Origin of the sequence: Longispora albida DSM 44784 (genome assembly GCF_000379825.1) — a bacterium.
Taxonomy (GTDB): Bacteria; Actinomycetota; Actinomycetes; order Mycobacteriales; family Micromonosporaceae; genus Longispora; species Longispora albida.
In genome coordinates, this window is the sequence record NZ_KB903836.1 from 415,772 (window position 1) to 429,905 (window position 14,134).

Here is a 14,134-nt window from a genome sequence, read left to right on the forward strand (position 1 = left end):
CCCGCTTTTCGCCGGCGGGTACGTATTTACTCCCGTGCGCATTGAGACGCCGCGTGCCGGGCGTGAGGATCGCTGTCAGCTCCTCATCCCCGAAGGAAAGGACGGCACGATGATCCGCCGTACTCTTCTCGCCGCGGCCCTCGTGGCCGGCGGCCTGTTCGCCGGCGCCGCACCGGCGAACGCGATTCCCGTCCCGCCGGGAGGCGGCGGGCAGACGTTCCTCAGGATCCTCTACTACAGCGACAACACCTACTCGAACATGGTCGGCGTGCACATCCCCGGCCCGTGGTGCGGAGCCCACGAGACCTACCGCTGGGGTACCGAGACCACCTTCTACCGCTTCGACCAGGGCCTGTGCTGACGGCCCCCCGCGTCACCTGGGAGCACGCGTCCCGCTGACGTGGGCCCCGTGAACCGGCCGGCCCCGGAAGGCACCCCCGGGGCCGGCCTCACCACGTTCACCGTCCTGTATAGACGGCCGATAAATATGCGCCGGCGTCAGGCGGAGCGGGCCGGCAGCCCGGCCCGGATCGCGCGCAGCGCCGCCCTGCGGGTGTCGCCCTTGAGGGTGTCCACGTACAGCTGCCCGTTGAGGTGGCCCGTCTCGTGCTGCAGTGCCCGGGCGAGGAACCCGGAGCCGCTCACCTCGATGGGCTCGCCGTGCTGGTCGTAGCCCCGGCAGACGGCGTGCATGGCCCGCGGCGTCGGGAACCACAGGCCGGGCACCGACAGGCAGCCCTCGTCACCGTCGAGCTGCAGTTCCTCCGACAGCTCCAGCTCCGGGTTGACCACGTGGCCGCGCTGGCCGCCTGCGTCGTAGACGAACACCCTCGCGCTCACCCCGATCTGGGGGGCGGCGACCCCGGCCCGGCCCGGCGCGCCGAGCAGGGTGTCCATCAGGTCGGCGACGAGGGCGCGCAGGCTCGCGTCGAAACTCGTCACCGGGTCGGTCGGGGTCCGAAGTACCGGGTCGCCAATGATCCGGATAGGCCGCATGGTCATGCCCTCACCGTAGCTTCCTAACAACTTGGCGACTGGTCCCGCCGTCTGCGTCACCGGGATAAGCCCTGGATAACGATAAATCCGGACGAAAGAAGTAACGGTAAGTGATCATTCCGGTACTGCGTGAAGTCTGGCTGCACAGTGCGTGTTCCGCCTATCGGCAGTGGCCGTGCCAACCCCTACACTACGACGGTCCCAGGCTTGATCTACGTGTTCGGGAGGCATCCCTATGCCACCGCATGGCCGTCATGCGAACGTCCGGTCCCACCGCCGCGGTGGCCCCCGGCGGCGCCTCACCGTCGCCCCGTGGATCGTCATCGCCAGCGTTTCCGCGCTGGTCCTGGCGGGCGGCGGCGCCGGGGCGGTGTACATCGCGAACTCCGGCTGTTCCGGTGACCCCGTGACCGCGCAGGTCCTCGCCGACCCCGCGATCGCGAAGATCCTCGACAAGCTGGCCCGGGAGTGGCAGGACACCGAGCCTGTCGTCACCGACGCCAAGGACAAGAAGACCGAGCACTGCGCGGCCGTCGACATCGTCGCGAAGGACTCCTCCGACGTGTCCACGGCACTGGGCAGCGACTGGGACCCGCGGATCAACGGCCCGCAGCCCGACGTGTGGGTGCCCGCGTCCACGGCGTGGGTGCGCAAGGCCGCCAACAACCCGCTCGCCGAGCGGACGCTGCCGACGCTGCAGCCGTCGCTGGCCCGCACGCCCACCGTCATCGCGATGCCCGAGCCGATGGTGAAGGTGCTGCAGGCCGGCGCCTGGGCTGGCAAGCGCGCCAGCTGGAACGACCTGATCACCGCGCTGGGCACCGGCCTGACGTGGGACAAGTACGGCGGCAAGGCCGAGTGGGGCCCGCTGAAGGTCGCCATGACCGACCCGTCGAAGTCCACGCCGGGCCTGCACGCCCTGATGGCCGTCACCGACGCCGACGACGACGGTGACGTCAGCAGCGAGGAACGCCAGTCGGTCTGGAACTTCAAGAAGGCCGTCCAGCCCGAGATGTACATGCAGAGCACCGACCAGATCTTCGCCGGGCTCGCCAAGGCCGACGCGCAGAGCGAGCTGGACGCCCTCAAGTACGTGTCCGGCTTCCCGGCGCTGGAGCGCGACATCATCGCCTACAACGCGGCCAAGCCGAAGGTCCCGCTGGTCGCGGTGTACCCCTCCGGTGGCTCCGCCGACGCCGACAACCCGTACCTGGTGCTGGAGCGGATGGCGTGGGCCGACCCGAACCGGCAGGCCGTCGCGAAGGCGTTCCTGACGTTCCTGCGGGGTGACTCCGGCCGGGAGACGTTCCTGGCCGACGGGTTCCGCGACTCCAACCGGATCGGCGGGCAGAACCTCAACTCCGCCGCCGGTATCCAGCCGCAGATGCAGACCCTGCCGCGTGCCGTGCTGCTGCCCGAGTCGGTGCAGGCCACCTACTCGACGTGGACGGCCCTCGCCCGCCCGGTCAACGTGCTGCTCGTGATGGACGTGACGGGCTCGATGAACGACCCGGTGCCCGGCACCAACGACGGCACCGGCAAGAACAAGACCCGCCTGGACCTGGCCAAGGAAGCGGCCGTCCACTCGATCGGCATGTTCGGCCAGCAGGCCCGGGTCGGCCTGTGGGCGTTCTCCACGCCGCAGGGCCAGCCGGACAACTACCGCAAGCTCGCGCCGATCGCGATCCTCGACACCGGCCACCGGCAGACCCTGATCAACCAGGTCAACGGCCTGCAGGCCAACGGGGCCACGGCGCTGTACAACACGACGTGGGACGCCTACCAGGAGGTCCAGAAGAACTACCTGGACGAGGCTGCCCGCAACGTCGTCGTGGTGATCACCGACGGCGAGGAGGAGACCGTCGCCGGCGGCCTGAGCCTCGACGCGCTCACCGGCAAGATCAAGGATGCGAACAAGGCCAACGGCGGCAAGAAGCCGGTCAAGGTCATCACGATCGGCTACGGCCCGAAGGCCGACGCGGCGTCGCTGCAGGCCATCGCGCAGTCCTCCGAGGGCCGGTTCCACAAGTCGCAGACGTCGCGCGACATCACGACCGTCCTCGTCGACGCGCTGTTCGGCTAGCCGGCTCCAGCGGCGGTGGCCCCGGCCGGGGTCATCGCCGCCATCAGCGGCCCGGCTTTCGCCGCCGCTTCCAGCACTTCGGCTTCCGGGTCGCTGCCCCAGGTGATGCCGCCCCCGGCCCAGATGTGCGCCAGGCCCTGCGTCACGGCCACGGTCCGGATCGTCAGCCCCAGTTCCAGGGTGTACCTGCTGAGGTAACCCGCGGCCCCCATCGCCGGCCCCCGCCCCGCCGTCTCGAGCGCGGCGATCTGCGCGAGCGCCGCCAGCTTCGGCGCACCTGTCACCGACCCGCCCGGCGCGACGGCCCGCAGCAGCCCGTCCAGCCCGGTACCGGCGCGCAGCCGCGCGGTGACCACCGACTCGGCCTGCCACAGCGCGACCCAGCGGCGCAGCGCGAACAGTTCCGTGACGGCCACCGAGCCGGTCTCGGCGACGAGCGCGAGGTCGTTGCGCACCAGGTCGACGATCATGATGTGCTCGGCGCGTTCCTTCACCGAGGCGAGCAGCTCGGCGCGGCCCTCCGGAGTGGACGGCCGGGTGCCCTTGATCGGCTTCGACGTGACGGTACCGCCGGCCACCGACACGAGCAGTTCCGGTGACGCGGTGGCCAGCGCCCAGCCGTCGCCGGTGAGCATGCCCCCGTACACGGCGCCCGGGATGCCGGCGATGCGGGTGAGGGCGGGCCGGGGGTCACCGGAGCACGCCGCCGCCCAGTGGCCGACGACGTTGACCTGGTACACTTCGCCGCGGCTGATGGCGGTACGCACGGCGGACACGGCGGCGGCGTGTTCCTGCGGGGCCCACGACGGCACCCACGGCCCGATCAGCCACGGCTCGCCTTCCGCTGCCGGTTCCGGGTCCGCGTGCTCGTAGACGATGACCGCCACGTCCGGTACGCCCGGGGCGGGTGACGGCGGCCCGGCCGGCCCGCCGATCGCGGCGGACCCGGCGGCCGCCGACAGCAGGATCGCCGCCCCGCACACCGAGCCGGGTGGCCCGCCGGGGCACTCGCCGCCGGGCAGCGCTGTCAGGTCCTGGGCGGGAAGGCCCGCCGCGGTGAGGAAACTCACCGTCATCGCCAGGGGGTCCCCGGGGTCTCCGGTGCGCCATTCGCGGCGTTCGCGCTCCCGAACCGTTCCCTGACAGTTACGGGGAGTAGCCGGGGGGCAGGCCAGACTCAGCCGAATGGTCAAGACTTCACCTCAACTCCGTTACGGAGAGGCACAACCGCCGTTAAACAAGGTAGCGTGCAATTGCGCCTGTGAGGCTCGTCACGCCAGAGTCGGAGATAGAACATGTGCCCCCACCAGCCAGCCTGCCCCGCCGCCGACGCCACGGATGCCGAAGCGGCAAGGATCATCGCCGGTCACCCCGAGCAGGGCTGGAACCTGCTGTGCAACGGCGTGATCCAGTTCGAGGACACCGGCGAGCTCCTGCCCGACGGCCGCTGCGTCGCCCCGCACCGCGGGCCGGCCCTGCACCTGGCCGCCGCCTGAGCGGGCCGCGGCCGCGAGCCCAGAGGCAACGACAAGAGGTGGCCCCGCCAGGCGGGACCACCTCTTCGCTGTCTGACCGGGGAGGACCCTAGTCCTCGAAGGCCTCCGGTGACGGGCAGGAGCACACGAGGTTACGGTCGCCGTAGGCCTGGTCGATCCGGCGGACCGGCGGCCAGTACTTGACGGCGGTCACGCCACCCGGGTATGCGGCGGTCTGCCGGGAGTAGGGGTGCGCCCACTCCTCGGCGGTGACGGCCGCCGCGGTGTGCGGGGCGTTGCGCAGCGGGTTGTCGTCCGCGGGCCACACGCCGTCCTGCACCTGGGCGATCTCGCCGCGGATGGCGATCATCGCGTCGATGAACCGGTCCAGCTCGCCCAGGTCCTCCGACTCGGTCGGCTCCACCATCAGGGTGCCGGCCACGGGGAAGGACATGGTCGGGGCGTGGAAGCCGTAGTCGACGAGCCGCTTGGCGACATCGTCCACAGTGACGCCCGAGTCGCGGGTGATGCCGCGCAGGTCCAGGATGCACTCGTGGGCGACGAGGCCCTTGTTGCCGGAGTACAGCACCGGGTAGTGCTCGCGCAGCCGGGCCGCGACGTAGTTGGCGGCCAGTACCGCGCTGGCCGTGGCCTTCGCCAGGCCGTCGGGGCCCATGAGCCGCAGGTACGCCCACGAGATCGGCAGGATGCCCGCCGAGCCGTGCGGGGCGGCCGACACGGGGCCGACCTTGGTGCCCTCGTGCAGCGGGTGCCCGGGCAGGTACGGGGCGAGGTGCGCGCCGACGGCGACCGGGCCGACGCCGGGGCCGCCGCCGCCGTGCGGGATGCAGAACGTCTTGTGCAGGTTGAGGTGCGACACGTCCGCGCCGAACTGGCCGGGCTTGGCGAAGCCGAGGAGTGCGTTGAGGTTCGCGCCGTCGACGTACACCTGGCCGCCTGCGGCGTGGACCTTGCCGCACAGCTCGGTGATGCCTTCCTCGTACACGCCGTGCGTGGACGGGTAGGTCACCATGATCGCCGACAGGTTCTCCACGTGCTTGGCGATCTTCGCGTCGAGGTCGGCAAGGTCGACGTTGCCCTCGTCGTCGCAGGCCACGACGACGACGCGCATGCCGGCCATGACGGCGGAGGCGGCGTTGGTGCCGTGGGCGCTGGACGGGATGAGGCACACGTCGCGGTGCGCCTGCCCGTTGTCGCGGTGGTAGGCGCGGATGGCCAGCAGGCCTGCCAGCTCACCCTGCGAGCCGGCGTTGGGCTGGACGCTGACGGCGTCGTAGCCGGTGACCTCGGCCAGCCAGCCTTCGAGGGTGCGGACGAGCTCCTCGTAGCCGGCGGCCTGCTCGACGGGCGCGAAGGGGTGGATGGAGCCGAACTCCGGCCAGGTCACCGGTTCCATCTCGGTGGTGGCGTTGAGCTTCATCGTGCAGGAGCCGAGCGGGATCATGCCCCGGTCCAGGGCGTAGTCCTTGTCGGCGAGGGACTTGAGGTAGCGCAGGAGCTGCGTCTCGGAACGGTGCGCGGAGAACACCGGATGCTCCAGGTACGCCGAGGAGCGCAGCAGGGCGTCCGGCAGCGCGTCGGGGGTGGCCGCGTCCAGGTCGGAGATGCTCAGCGAGCCGAGCCCGAAGGCACGCCACACGCTCAGCAGGTCCCCGTCGGTGGTCGTCTCGTCGCAGGCGATGCCGACCAGGTCGGCGTCGACGAGCCGCAGGTTGACGCCCGCGTCGGCGGCCGCGTGCACGATCTCTGCCGCACGGCCCGGCACGCGGGCGGTGACGGTGTCGAAGAAGTACTCGTGGGCGACCTCGACGCCACCGGCACGCAGCCCGGCAGCGAGGACGGTGGCGTTGCGGTGGGCGCGCTCGGCGATCTGCTTGAGGCCGTCGGGGCCGTGCCACACCGCGTACATGCTGGCCATGACGGCCAGGAGCACCTGCGCGGTGCAGATGTTGCTGGTGGCCTTCTCGCGGCGGATGTGCTGCTCGCGGGTCTGCAGGGCCAGGCGGTAGGCGGGGTCACCGTCGGCGTCCTTGGACACGCCGACGAGCCGGCCCGGCATGGACCGCTCCAGGCCCGCGCGGACCGACATGTACCCGGCGTGCGGGCCGCCGAAGCCCATCGGCACGCCGAAGCGCTGGGCGGAGCCGACGGCGATGTCCGCGCCGATCTCACCCGGGGCGCGCAGCAGCGTGAGGGACAGCAGGTCGGCGGCGACGGCGACGATGGCGCCGCGCTCGTGGGCCTCGCTGATCAGCGCCGCGTGGTCACGGACAGCGCCGGAGGCGCCCGGGTACTGGATGAGCACGCCGAAGAAGTCACCCTCGGGCAGCCCTGCGGACAGGTCGGCGACGGTGACCTCGATGCCGAGCGGCTCGGCGCGGGTGGCGATCACGGAGATCGTCTGCGGGAACGCGTCGGCGTCGACGACGAACCGGCTGCTCTTGGACTTGCCGGCCCGGCGGGCGAGGGTCATGGCCTCGGCGGCGGCCGTGGCCTCGTCGAGGAGTGACGCGCCGGCGGTCGGCAGGCCGGTGAGGTCGGAGATGACGGTCTGGAAGTTCAGGAGCGCTTCGAGGCGGCCCTGGGAGATCTCCGGCTGGTACGGCGTGTACGCGGTGTACCAGGACGGGTTCTCCAGGACGTTGCGGAGCACCACCGGGGGGGTGTGGGTGCCGTAGTAGCCCAGGCCGATCATCTGCGACATGACCCGGTTGCGGGAGGCGATCTGCCGGAGTTCGGCGATGACCTCCGGCTCGGTGGCCGCTGCGGGCAGGTTCAGTGCCTGGGTGGTGCGGATCGCGCCGGGCATCGCGGCGTCGAGCAGGTCCTCGGCGCTGGAGTAGCCGACGGTGTCCAGCATCTGCTGCTGGTCGGCGGCGGAGGGGCCGATGTGACGGCGGGAGAACGGTACGCCGCGCGACAGGTCGGTGAGACTCGCGCGGTGGTCGGGACGCGCCATGCATGCTCCTGGAGTCGGCTCGGGTGGTGAGCGTCCTCCCCCTCTGTCGGGTGACCGGAGAGCTTTGCCCCGTCGGTGCGGCCTGGGGCCGGCTTTCCAGAGGTGCCTGCCCGGGTGGTCCTTTCGCCTGAGAGATTCCGGGGAGGTCTTGCCCCTTCGGCGCCGGCCTGGCTGGCGGCCAGGCGGTCTCTCCCACACGGGTGTGACGGCTGCGCCCACGGTACCAGCCGGGGCTGTGCTGATCGGATGGCCGGGGTCACATCTTGGCGCGCCGGACGGCCATCCCGGTACACAGGTGATCAATACGACAGGCAGGGGCAGCTGGTCATGAGGGCTTTGACGTTGTTCGCGTAGTGCTGGGCGCCGGCCGGGATCGCGATCTCGTGGCCGTTGACCACGCCGGCCGCCCCGTAGTTGTAGGCGGCGGCGACGACGTTGAGGAGCTCGGGGTTGCCGAGGTCGCGGGAGCCGCCGAACCAGGTGTCGCCGAAGTAGGCGGTCAGCGACGCGAGGTAGAACGCGCCGAGGGAGATGTTGCCGTCGAGGCTGTTCACGTCGTAGGTCCTGTCGGTGACCTCGGCGTTGAGCCACTTCGCGGTGCCGGGCATGACCTGCATGACGCCGATGCCGCCGTCGCACGCGACGATCGCCGGCTGCCAGCCGCTTTCCTGCCACGCCACCGCTTTCAGCAGCTCGGCGGGGAGGGTGTTGCCTTTCGCGTACTTCTTCTGCGCGACCGTGTTCAGCGCGTCGCGGACCTGCGTGGTGCTGGCCTTCGGGCCTGTGTACGACGGGCACGTGCCGGTCGGCTTCGGCGGGGCTGGCGGGGCAGGGGGCTGCGGGGCTGGCGCGGGCGGCGGCGCGTAGGTGGGCTTCACGGCCGGCGCGGTGGTACGCGGCGGGACGGGTTTCGCCGGGGCGGCCGTCGTCTTCGCCGGCGACGGGGGCCTGGTCGTGACCGGCGCGCTGCTGGGCAGGGGACTGTCCGGGACCGGGATGGCAGACGCCGGTGCTGTGGCTGCCGCGTTCTCCGGTACGGCCGTGCGGGCCTCGTCGCTGGCTTTCCCGCCGCAGCCCGCGGTCAGCAGCACGGCGGCCAGCACCGTCATCGCCCGTAACCTCATCAGTGTTCCTCCCGTGGTGAAGCGCCCACCATACCGGCGCCGCGCCGCCTCCACTGTGGACCGGCGGCGCGCTGTGACCCTCCGGTGCTGGTGGTGGGTAGGCTCGGCGGCTGTGACTCGCATTCTCATCACCGGCGCGGCCGGTTCGATCGGGCGGATGCTGCGGACCCGCCTCGCCCAGCCCGGCCGGGCCCTGCGCCTCCTGGACGTCGTACCGCAGGAAGACACCGGCGACGGCGCGGAACTCCTCACAGCCGACGCCACCGACCTGGAAGCGATGACCGCAGCGTGCCACGGCGCGGACGCGGTCGTGCACCTCGCCGGTATCCCCGGCGAGCGGCCCTGGCAGCAGATCTCCGCCGTGAACCTCGACGGCACCTACATCGCCCTGGAAGCGGCGCGCCGGGCCGGCGTCAGCCGCGTCGTGCTCGCCTCGTCCAACCACGCCGCCGGGTTCAGCGAACGCGGCGACGGTGACCTGCCCGCGGACGCCGCCGGCGCGCCCGACACGTTCTACGGCGTCACCAAGGCCGCGATGGAGGCGATGGGGAAGCTGTACCACGCCCGGTTCGGCATGGACGTCATCGCGCTGCGGATCGGGTCGTGCTTCCCGGAACCGTTCAATGTGCGGTCCCTGGCGACGTGGCTGTCGCCGGACGACTGCGGCCGGCTCGTGGAGGCGGCGCTGACCGCCCCGTCGCCCGGGTACCGGGTCGTGTGGGGTGTCAGTGCCAACACGCGCCGCTGGTGGTCCCTCGCCGAGGGTGAGGCGATCGGCTACCACCCGGCCGACGACGCCGAAGCGCACGCCGCCCGGATCCTCGCCGCCCAGCCCGAGCCCGACTGGGCCGGCGACCCTGACCTGTACCGGGCCGGCGGCCAGTTCTGCCGCACCGAGCTCGGCGGCTCTAGCGGCTGAGGAAACCCTCCACCGCCGACGTGAACCACGCCGGGTCGTCCAGCCACGGGAAGTGCCCGCCGCCGGGCTGCACCACGGTCTCACCGGCCGGGAACAGCTCGGCGAGCGCGGCACAGTCGGCTGCGGAAGGCCGCCCGTCGAGTTCCCCGCCGAGGACCAGTACCGGGGCCTGCACCTGCGCCAGCAACGGCACGGTCGCCTCGGGGGTGAACGCCCCGCTGGCGAAGTACCCGGCCGCGGCCTCCGGGTTGCGCTGGACGGGGTCGGCGGCGGCGTGCGCGCGGGCCTGGTCGTCCCACCGGCCGTAGAACAGCGGATCCCAGGGCGCCGGCACCTCGCTGGACGGTTCGCCGGAGTCCCACGCGGCGATCGCCGCCGGGTACCACGGCTCGCCGGCCCGCCGCGCCCACACCGCCTTCATGTCCTCCTCCGACGCCACGATGCCGGCCGGGCGGGCCACCGCGGTGACGAGGACGAGCTTGCGCAGCCGCTGCGGGTACCGGGCCGTGTAGTGCAGGGCCACGCCACCGCCGGCGGAGTGGCCGAGCAGGTCCATCGTGCCCAGCCCGAGGTGCTCGCGCAGCGCCTCGACGTCGGCGGCGAGCCGGTCACAGCGGTAGGTGCCCTTGTCCTCCGGCTCGTCCGAGCCGCCCGTGCCCCGGTTGTCGAGGAGGATCAGCTGCCGGTGCCGGTGCAGCCCGCCGAGGTCACCGAGGTACTCCGCGGCCCGCCCGGCGCCGCCAGGCACGCACACCAGCGGCTCGCCGTCCCCGAGGACGTGGTAGGCCAGCTTGGTGCCGTCATGGGAGGTGAAAGATCTCATGCGCCCATCCTGGCGGTACGAGGCAACCCGGTTTCCGGCAAGATCAGCCGGGTGTCCCGCGCCCTCGCACTCACCCTCGCCGTCGTCTGCGGTACCGCCATGGCCGCCCAGGCCCGCATCAACGGCGAACTCGGCAGCCGCCTCGGCAACGGCGTCGCGGCCGCCGCCGTGTCCTTCGGCTCCGGCCTGCTGATCCTCCTCGCCATCACAGCCGCCCTCCCTCAGGCCCGCCGGGGACTGCGCAACGTCCTCGGCGCCGTACGCGGCGGCACCCTCCGCTGGTGGCAGTGCACCGGAGGCGCGTTCGGCGCGGCACTCGTGGCCAGCCAGGGCCTCACCGTCACCACCCTCGGTGTCGCGCTGTTCAGCGTCGCCGTGGTGTGCGGGCAGGTCACCAGCAGCCTCCTCGCCGACCGGGCCGGCGCGGGCCCCGGGGGACCGCAGCCGGTCACCGGCCCGAGGCTCCTCGGCGCCGGCCTTGCACTGGCCGCGGTGGCCGTCGCGGTCGCCGACCGGCTGTCAGCGACCTCCGACGTGGCCCTCGCCGCCACAGCCGTCCTCGCCGGCGCCGGTATCGCCTGGCAGCAGGCCATCAACGGCCGCGTCCGCGAAGCCGCCGGCGGGGCACTGCCCGCGACGCTCCTCAACTTCGCGACCGGTACCGCCGTCCTCGTGACCGTCCTCGCCGCCGTCACCGCCGTCCGGGGCCTGCCCGGCCAGCTCCCGCCCGAACCGTGGCTGTACCTCGGCGGCAGCCTCGGCATCGTGTTCATCGCCGTCGCCGTGACCATCGTCCGCGTCCTCGGCGTGCTCCTCCTCGGGCTGGGCATGGTCGCCGGGCAGCTGGCCGGCTCCGTTGCCCTCGACCTCATCGCCCCGGCCCCCGGCCACCAGCTCGCCGCCAACACCCTCGCCGGCACGGCACTGGCACTGTGCGCCGTCGCCGCAGGCACCTTCCGCCGCCGCAGCCCCGCGCGCTAGCGGAACAGCTCCACCGCCTCGGCGACCACCACATCCGGCCGCTCGTCGGCCACGAAATGCGACGCGCCCTCCGCCGTGACGATCCGCAGCCGGTCAGCGTGCCCCTCCCAGCCGGCCAGGAACTCCACCCGCACCCCCGGATCCCGGGCACCGAGAAGAACCGTGACCGGAACATCCACCCGGGCGTCGCGGTAGGCACCCGACACGATCCGCCTCGCCTCCGGCAGGATGAACCCCCGGTACAGCGCCGAACCCGCCCGCGCACGGTCCCGCTCCCGCAGCCGGGAACAGAACACCTCCAGATCGTCCTCAGTGAACGTCCCAGGGACAGCGGCATACGACCGCAGCAGATACCGCGTCAGCCACGTCCGCAGCGCCCACGGCCCCACCCCCGGCGTCACGATCACACCCTGGAACCACAGCCGCCACATCTGCCCCAGCATCGCCGGATGGAACCGGATCCACGGATGCGGCACCGACAGCGACAGGTAACTGTGCACCCGCTCCGGATGCTCCAGGCACAGAAGCCACCCGAGAACCGCCCCGTAGTCATGCCCGATCAGCCGCGCCCGGCGCACACCCAGCGCGTCCAGCACCCCCAGGAGATCGGCCACCAGGCGCTCACGGTCGTAGCCGCCTGCTGGCGCGCCCGTCCACCCGGCACCCCGCAGGTCAGGGCAGATCACCCGGTACTGAGAAGAAAGCGCGGGAATGACATGCCGCCACTCCCACCAGTGCTGGGGGAAGCCGTGCAGCAGCACGACCGGTTCACCCTCCCCGGCCTCCGCCACGTGCACAGGCAGCCCCGCGACATCGGCGAACCGGTGCCTCACACCACTGAGCGGCGGGAACGCGCCCTGCCCGAGGGCCGCCCCGCCATCTGAAGGTACGGTACCCATCCCCCAACGCTACTACAGCCATAGTAGAAATCCACTACAGCTATAGTGCGAGGATGGTCAGCCCCCGCGAACGCGCCCTCGACGCAGCCATCGACCTCACCGGAACCCAGGGCCTGCGCGCCCTCACCCACCACCGCGTCGACGACCACGCGGGCCTGCCCCGCGGCTCAGCGTCCAACTACTTCCGCACCCGCGACGCGCTCCTGACCGCCACCCTCGAACGCATCGCCACCCTCGAACAGGCCCAGATCACCCCCGCGGCACCGCCAGCCACCCCAGCCCAGCTCACCGAACTGCTCGCCGCCACCATCGAGCACCTCACCGGCCCCGGCCGCACGACCACCACAGCCCGCCTCGTCCTGTTCATGGAAGCCAGCCACAACCCGAGACTCCGCGACGCCATCCAGACGGCACGCCACCGCATGGAAGCAGCAGCCATCACCATGCTCGCCCACCTCGGAGCACCAGACCCGGCCACCGCGGCCACCGCCGTCATGGCCTGCTGCGAAGGACTCACCCTCCACCGCATCGGACGCCACGACACCACCGACCCCCGGCCGGCCCTCACTCTCACCATCACCGCGGCACTCACCACACGCGGCTGAACAGCTCAGCGATCTAGCGGCTCAGCGGCTGGACCGCTAACTCGCGCTGCGCCTCGCCCGCCGCGCCGCCAGCTCGTCACCCACCGGCAGCAGCACCGGCACAACCACATCCGTCACCTCGGCCCGCTCGGCAGGCAAATGCGCCAGAGACCCCTGGATCTCCTTGAACGCCCCGCCGATCGCGATCCCGAACACGCCCTGACCACCCTGCAGCAGATCCACGACCTCCTCAGGCGACCGGCACTCATACACCGTCGTCCCATCAGAGATCAGCGTGATCTGCGCCAGATCCTCCACACCCCGCGACCGCAGCGCCTCAATCGCCTTCCGGATGTTCTGCAACGACACCCCGGCATCCAGCAGCCGCTTCACAACCTTCAGGACCACCATGTCCCGGAACGAATACAACCGGGCAGTACCCGAACCCGACGCCGGCCGCACACTCGGCACCACCAGGCCCGTCCGCGCCCAGTAATCCAGCTGCCGGTACGTGATCCCCGCCGCGTGACACGCCGTCACACCCCGGTAGCCCACCGAGCCGTCATCCCCGGGCTCACCACCCTGGAACAGCACACCCTGCACAGGCCCTTCGGAGAACCGTTCGTCCACTGCGCCCTCCTCCCCCGAGCACCTACGCGCCACAGCCACGCTATAACCCACCCGGCAGCCCCGAGCCCGCACAACGCGCGACACGCCGGAGCGATCTGGGTCACACCCCGGCGTGGCAGCACCTACTCGAAATCCTCCGGGCTGATCTGGTCCAGGAACTCCCGGAACCGCTCGACCTCGTCCTCCTGAGCATCAGGAATCACGATCCCCGCATCCACCAGCACCTGCTCGGCACACCGGATCGGCGCGTGAGCCCGCAACGCCAGAGCGATCGCGTCCGACGGCCGCGCGGACACCCGCACACCCTCACCCAGCACCAGATCAGCGTAGAAAATCGTGTCCCGCAGCTCCGTGATCTCCACAGCCTGCAACGGAGCCTGCAACGCCACCAGCACATCCCGCAGCAGATCATGCGTCAGCGGCCGGGCCGGCTTCACACTCTGCTGCTCGTAGGCGATCGCCGTCGCCTCCACCGCACCGATCCAGATCGGCAGATAACGCTCACCCGCCGCCTCCTTCAACAGCACAATCGGCTGATTCGTCGGCAGCTCAACCCGCACACCGACCACATTCAGCTCCTGCACGCCAGCCCCATTCCCGCGCCAGCGGCGCACCGAACACCCACGGGTAACCTCCAACC

General features: G+C 71.6%; 14 protein-coding genes and 2 riboswitches. Of the genes, 6 read left to right on the forward strand and 8 right to left on the reverse strand.

Going from position 1 to position 14,134, the window contains the following annotated elements; all coding sequences use genetic code 11:
- Positions 1-109 precede the first annotated feature (109 nt).
- A complete protein-coding gene (locus tag A3G1_RS0127950) occupies positions 110-361 on the forward strand; it encodes a hypothetical protein (RefSeq protein ID WP_018352808.1) in 252 nt (83 codons plus the stop codon).
- A 137-nt stretch (positions 362-498) separates the two neighbouring features.
- Here A3G1_RS0127950 and A3G1_RS0127955 read toward each other — a convergent pair whose 3' ends face one another.
- A complete protein-coding gene (locus A3G1_RS0127955; RefSeq protein WP_018352809.1) occupies positions 499-1,002 on the reverse strand; it encodes a peptide deformylase in 504 nt (167 codons plus the stop codon).
- A gap of 229 nt (positions 1,003-1,231) precedes the next feature.
- Here A3G1_RS0127955 and A3G1_RS0127960 point away from each other — a divergent pair, with 229 nt between their 5' ends.
- Positions 1,232-3,079, forward strand: a complete 1,848-nt coding sequence (locus A3G1_RS0127960) for a substrate-binding and VWA domain-containing protein (protein WP_018352810.1) — start codon at positions 1,232-1,234, stop codon at positions 3,077-3,079.
- Here the strand turns inward: A3G1_RS0127960 and A3G1_RS0127965 are convergent.
- Positions 3,076-4,272 (reverse strand): chorismate-binding protein, encoded by a 1,197-nt coding sequence (locus A3G1_RS0127965; protein ID WP_425411413.1) that lies wholly within the window; start codon positions 4,270-4,272, stop codon positions 3,076-3,078. The genes A3G1_RS0127960 and A3G1_RS0127965 overlap by 4 nt on opposite strands.
- Before the next feature lie 102 nt (positions 4,273-4,374).
- Between A3G1_RS0127965 and A3G1_RS0127970 the strand changes: the two genes are divergently transcribed.
- A complete protein-coding gene (locus tag A3G1_RS0127970) occupies positions 4,375-4,575 on the forward strand; it encodes a DUF5999 family protein (RefSeq protein ID WP_018352812.1) in 201 nt (66 codons plus the stop codon).
- Positions 4,576-4,663: 88 nt separating this feature from the next.
- On the opposite strand, the gene gcvP is transcribed toward A3G1_RS0127970, so the two are convergent.
- Together gcvP and A3G1_RS40915 are read right to left on the reverse strand one after the other, a co-directional pair.
- Positions 4,664-7,534 (reverse strand): aminomethyl-transferring glycine dehydrogenase, encoded by a 2,871-nt coding sequence (gcvP, locus tag A3G1_RS0127975; protein WP_018352813.1) that lies wholly within the window; start codon positions 7,532-7,534, stop codon positions 4,664-4,666.
- A 33-nt stretch (positions 7,535-7,567) separates the two neighbouring features.
- Positions 7,568-7,639, reverse strand: a riboswitch (glycine riboswitch).
- A riboswitch (glycine riboswitch) is annotated at positions 7,640-7,739 on the reverse strand.
- Between the two features lie 94 nt (positions 7,740-7,833).
- A complete protein-coding gene (locus A3G1_RS40915) occupies positions 7,834-8,658 on the reverse strand; it encodes a transglycosylase SLT domain-containing protein (RefSeq protein ID WP_026212598.1) in 825 nt (274 codons plus the stop codon).
- 112 nt (positions 8,659-8,770) lie between these two features.
- On the opposite strand from A3G1_RS40915, the gene A3G1_RS0127985 reads away from it, so the two are divergent.
- A complete protein-coding gene (locus tag A3G1_RS0127985) occupies positions 8,771-9,577 on the forward strand; it encodes an NAD-dependent epimerase/dehydratase family protein (protein ID WP_018352815.1) in 807 nt (268 codons plus the stop codon).
- Here the strand turns inward: A3G1_RS0127985 and A3G1_RS0127990 are convergent.
- On the reverse strand, positions 9,567-10,400 hold the full coding sequence (locus tag A3G1_RS0127990) for an alpha/beta fold hydrolase (protein ID WP_018352816.1): 834 nt from the start codon (positions 10,398-10,400) through the stop codon (positions 9,567-9,569). The genes A3G1_RS0127985 and A3G1_RS0127990 overlap by 11 nt on opposite strands.
- On the opposite strand from A3G1_RS0127990, the gene A3G1_RS0127995 reads away from it, so the two are divergent.
- Positions 10,380-11,381, forward strand: coding sequence for a DMT family transporter (locus tag A3G1_RS0127995; RefSeq protein WP_083937152.1), 1,002 nt, complete (start codon positions 10,380-10,382; stop codon positions 11,379-11,381). The two genes, A3G1_RS0127990 and A3G1_RS0127995, sit on opposite strands and share 21 nt — an antisense overlap.
- On the opposite strand, the gene A3G1_RS0128000 is transcribed toward A3G1_RS0127995, so the two are convergent.
- A complete protein-coding gene (locus A3G1_RS0128000) occupies positions 11,378-12,280 on the reverse strand; it encodes an alpha/beta fold hydrolase (RefSeq protein WP_018352818.1) in 903 nt (300 codons plus the stop codon). The two genes, A3G1_RS0127995 and A3G1_RS0128000, sit on opposite strands and share 4 nt — an antisense overlap.
- 53 nt (positions 12,281-12,333) lie before the next feature.
- Between A3G1_RS0128000 and A3G1_RS0128005 the strand changes: the two genes are divergently transcribed.
- Entirely contained in the window at positions 12,334-12,885 is a 552-nt protein-coding gene (locus tag A3G1_RS0128005) for a TetR/AcrR family transcriptional regulator (RefSeq protein ID WP_018352819.1), read from the forward strand.
- A gap of 36 nt (positions 12,886-12,921) precedes the next feature.
- Here the strand turns inward: A3G1_RS0128005 and A3G1_RS0128010 are convergent, their stop codons facing one another.
- Positions 12,922-13,467: a MerR family transcriptional regulator gene (locus tag A3G1_RS0128010; protein WP_051110697.1), complete on the reverse strand. Its 546-nt coding sequence runs from the start codon at positions 13,465-13,467 to the stop codon at positions 12,922-12,924.
- Positions 13,468-13,616: 149 nt separating this feature from the next.
- A complete protein-coding gene (locus A3G1_RS0128015; protein WP_018352821.1) occupies positions 13,617-14,078 on the reverse strand; it encodes a bifunctional nuclease family protein in 462 nt (153 codons plus the stop codon).
- Between the last annotated feature and the right edge of the window lie 56 nt (positions 14,079-14,134).

Bases quoted from the DNA above. Each gene is read 5' to 3' on its own strand.
- A3G1_RS0127960 (WP_018352810.1), top strand. From the start codon at position 1,232: ATGCCACCGCATGGCCGTCATGCGAACGTCCGGTCCCACCGCCGCGGT.
- A3G1_RS0128005 (WP_018352819.1), top strand. From the start codon at position 12,334: ATGGTCAGCCCCCGCGAACGCGCCCTCGACGCAGCCATCGACCTCACC.
- A3G1_RS0127950 (WP_018352808.1), top strand. From the start codon at position 110: ATGATCCGCCGTACTCTTCTCGCCGCGGCCCTCGTGGCCGGCGGCCTG.
- A3G1_RS0128000 (WP_018352818.1), bottom strand. From the start codon at position 12,280: ATGGGTACCGTACCTTCAGATGGCGGGGCGGCCCTCGGGCAGGGCGCG.
- gcvP (WP_018352813.1), bottom strand. From the start codon at position 7,534: ATGGCGCGTCCCGACCACCGCGCGAGTCTCACCGACCTGTCGCGCGGC.
- A3G1_RS0127955 (WP_018352809.1), bottom strand. From the start codon at position 1,002: ATGACCATGCGGCCTATCCGGATCATTGGCGACCCGGTACTTCGGACC.
- A3G1_RS40915 (WP_026212598.1), bottom strand. From the start codon at position 8,658: ATGAGGTTACGGGCGATGACGGTGCTGGCCGCCGTGCTGCTGACCGCG.
- A3G1_RS0127990 (WP_018352816.1), bottom strand. From the start codon at position 10,400: ATGAGATCTTTCACCTCCCATGACGGCACCAAGCTGGCCTACCACGTC.
- A3G1_RS0127970 (WP_018352812.1), top strand. From the start codon at position 4,375: ATGTGCCCCCACCAGCCAGCCTGCCCCGCCGCCGACGCCACGGATGCC.
- A3G1_RS0127995 (WP_083937152.1), top strand. From the start codon at position 10,380: ATGGGAGGTGAAAGATCTCATGCGCCCATCCTGGCGGTACGAGGCAAC.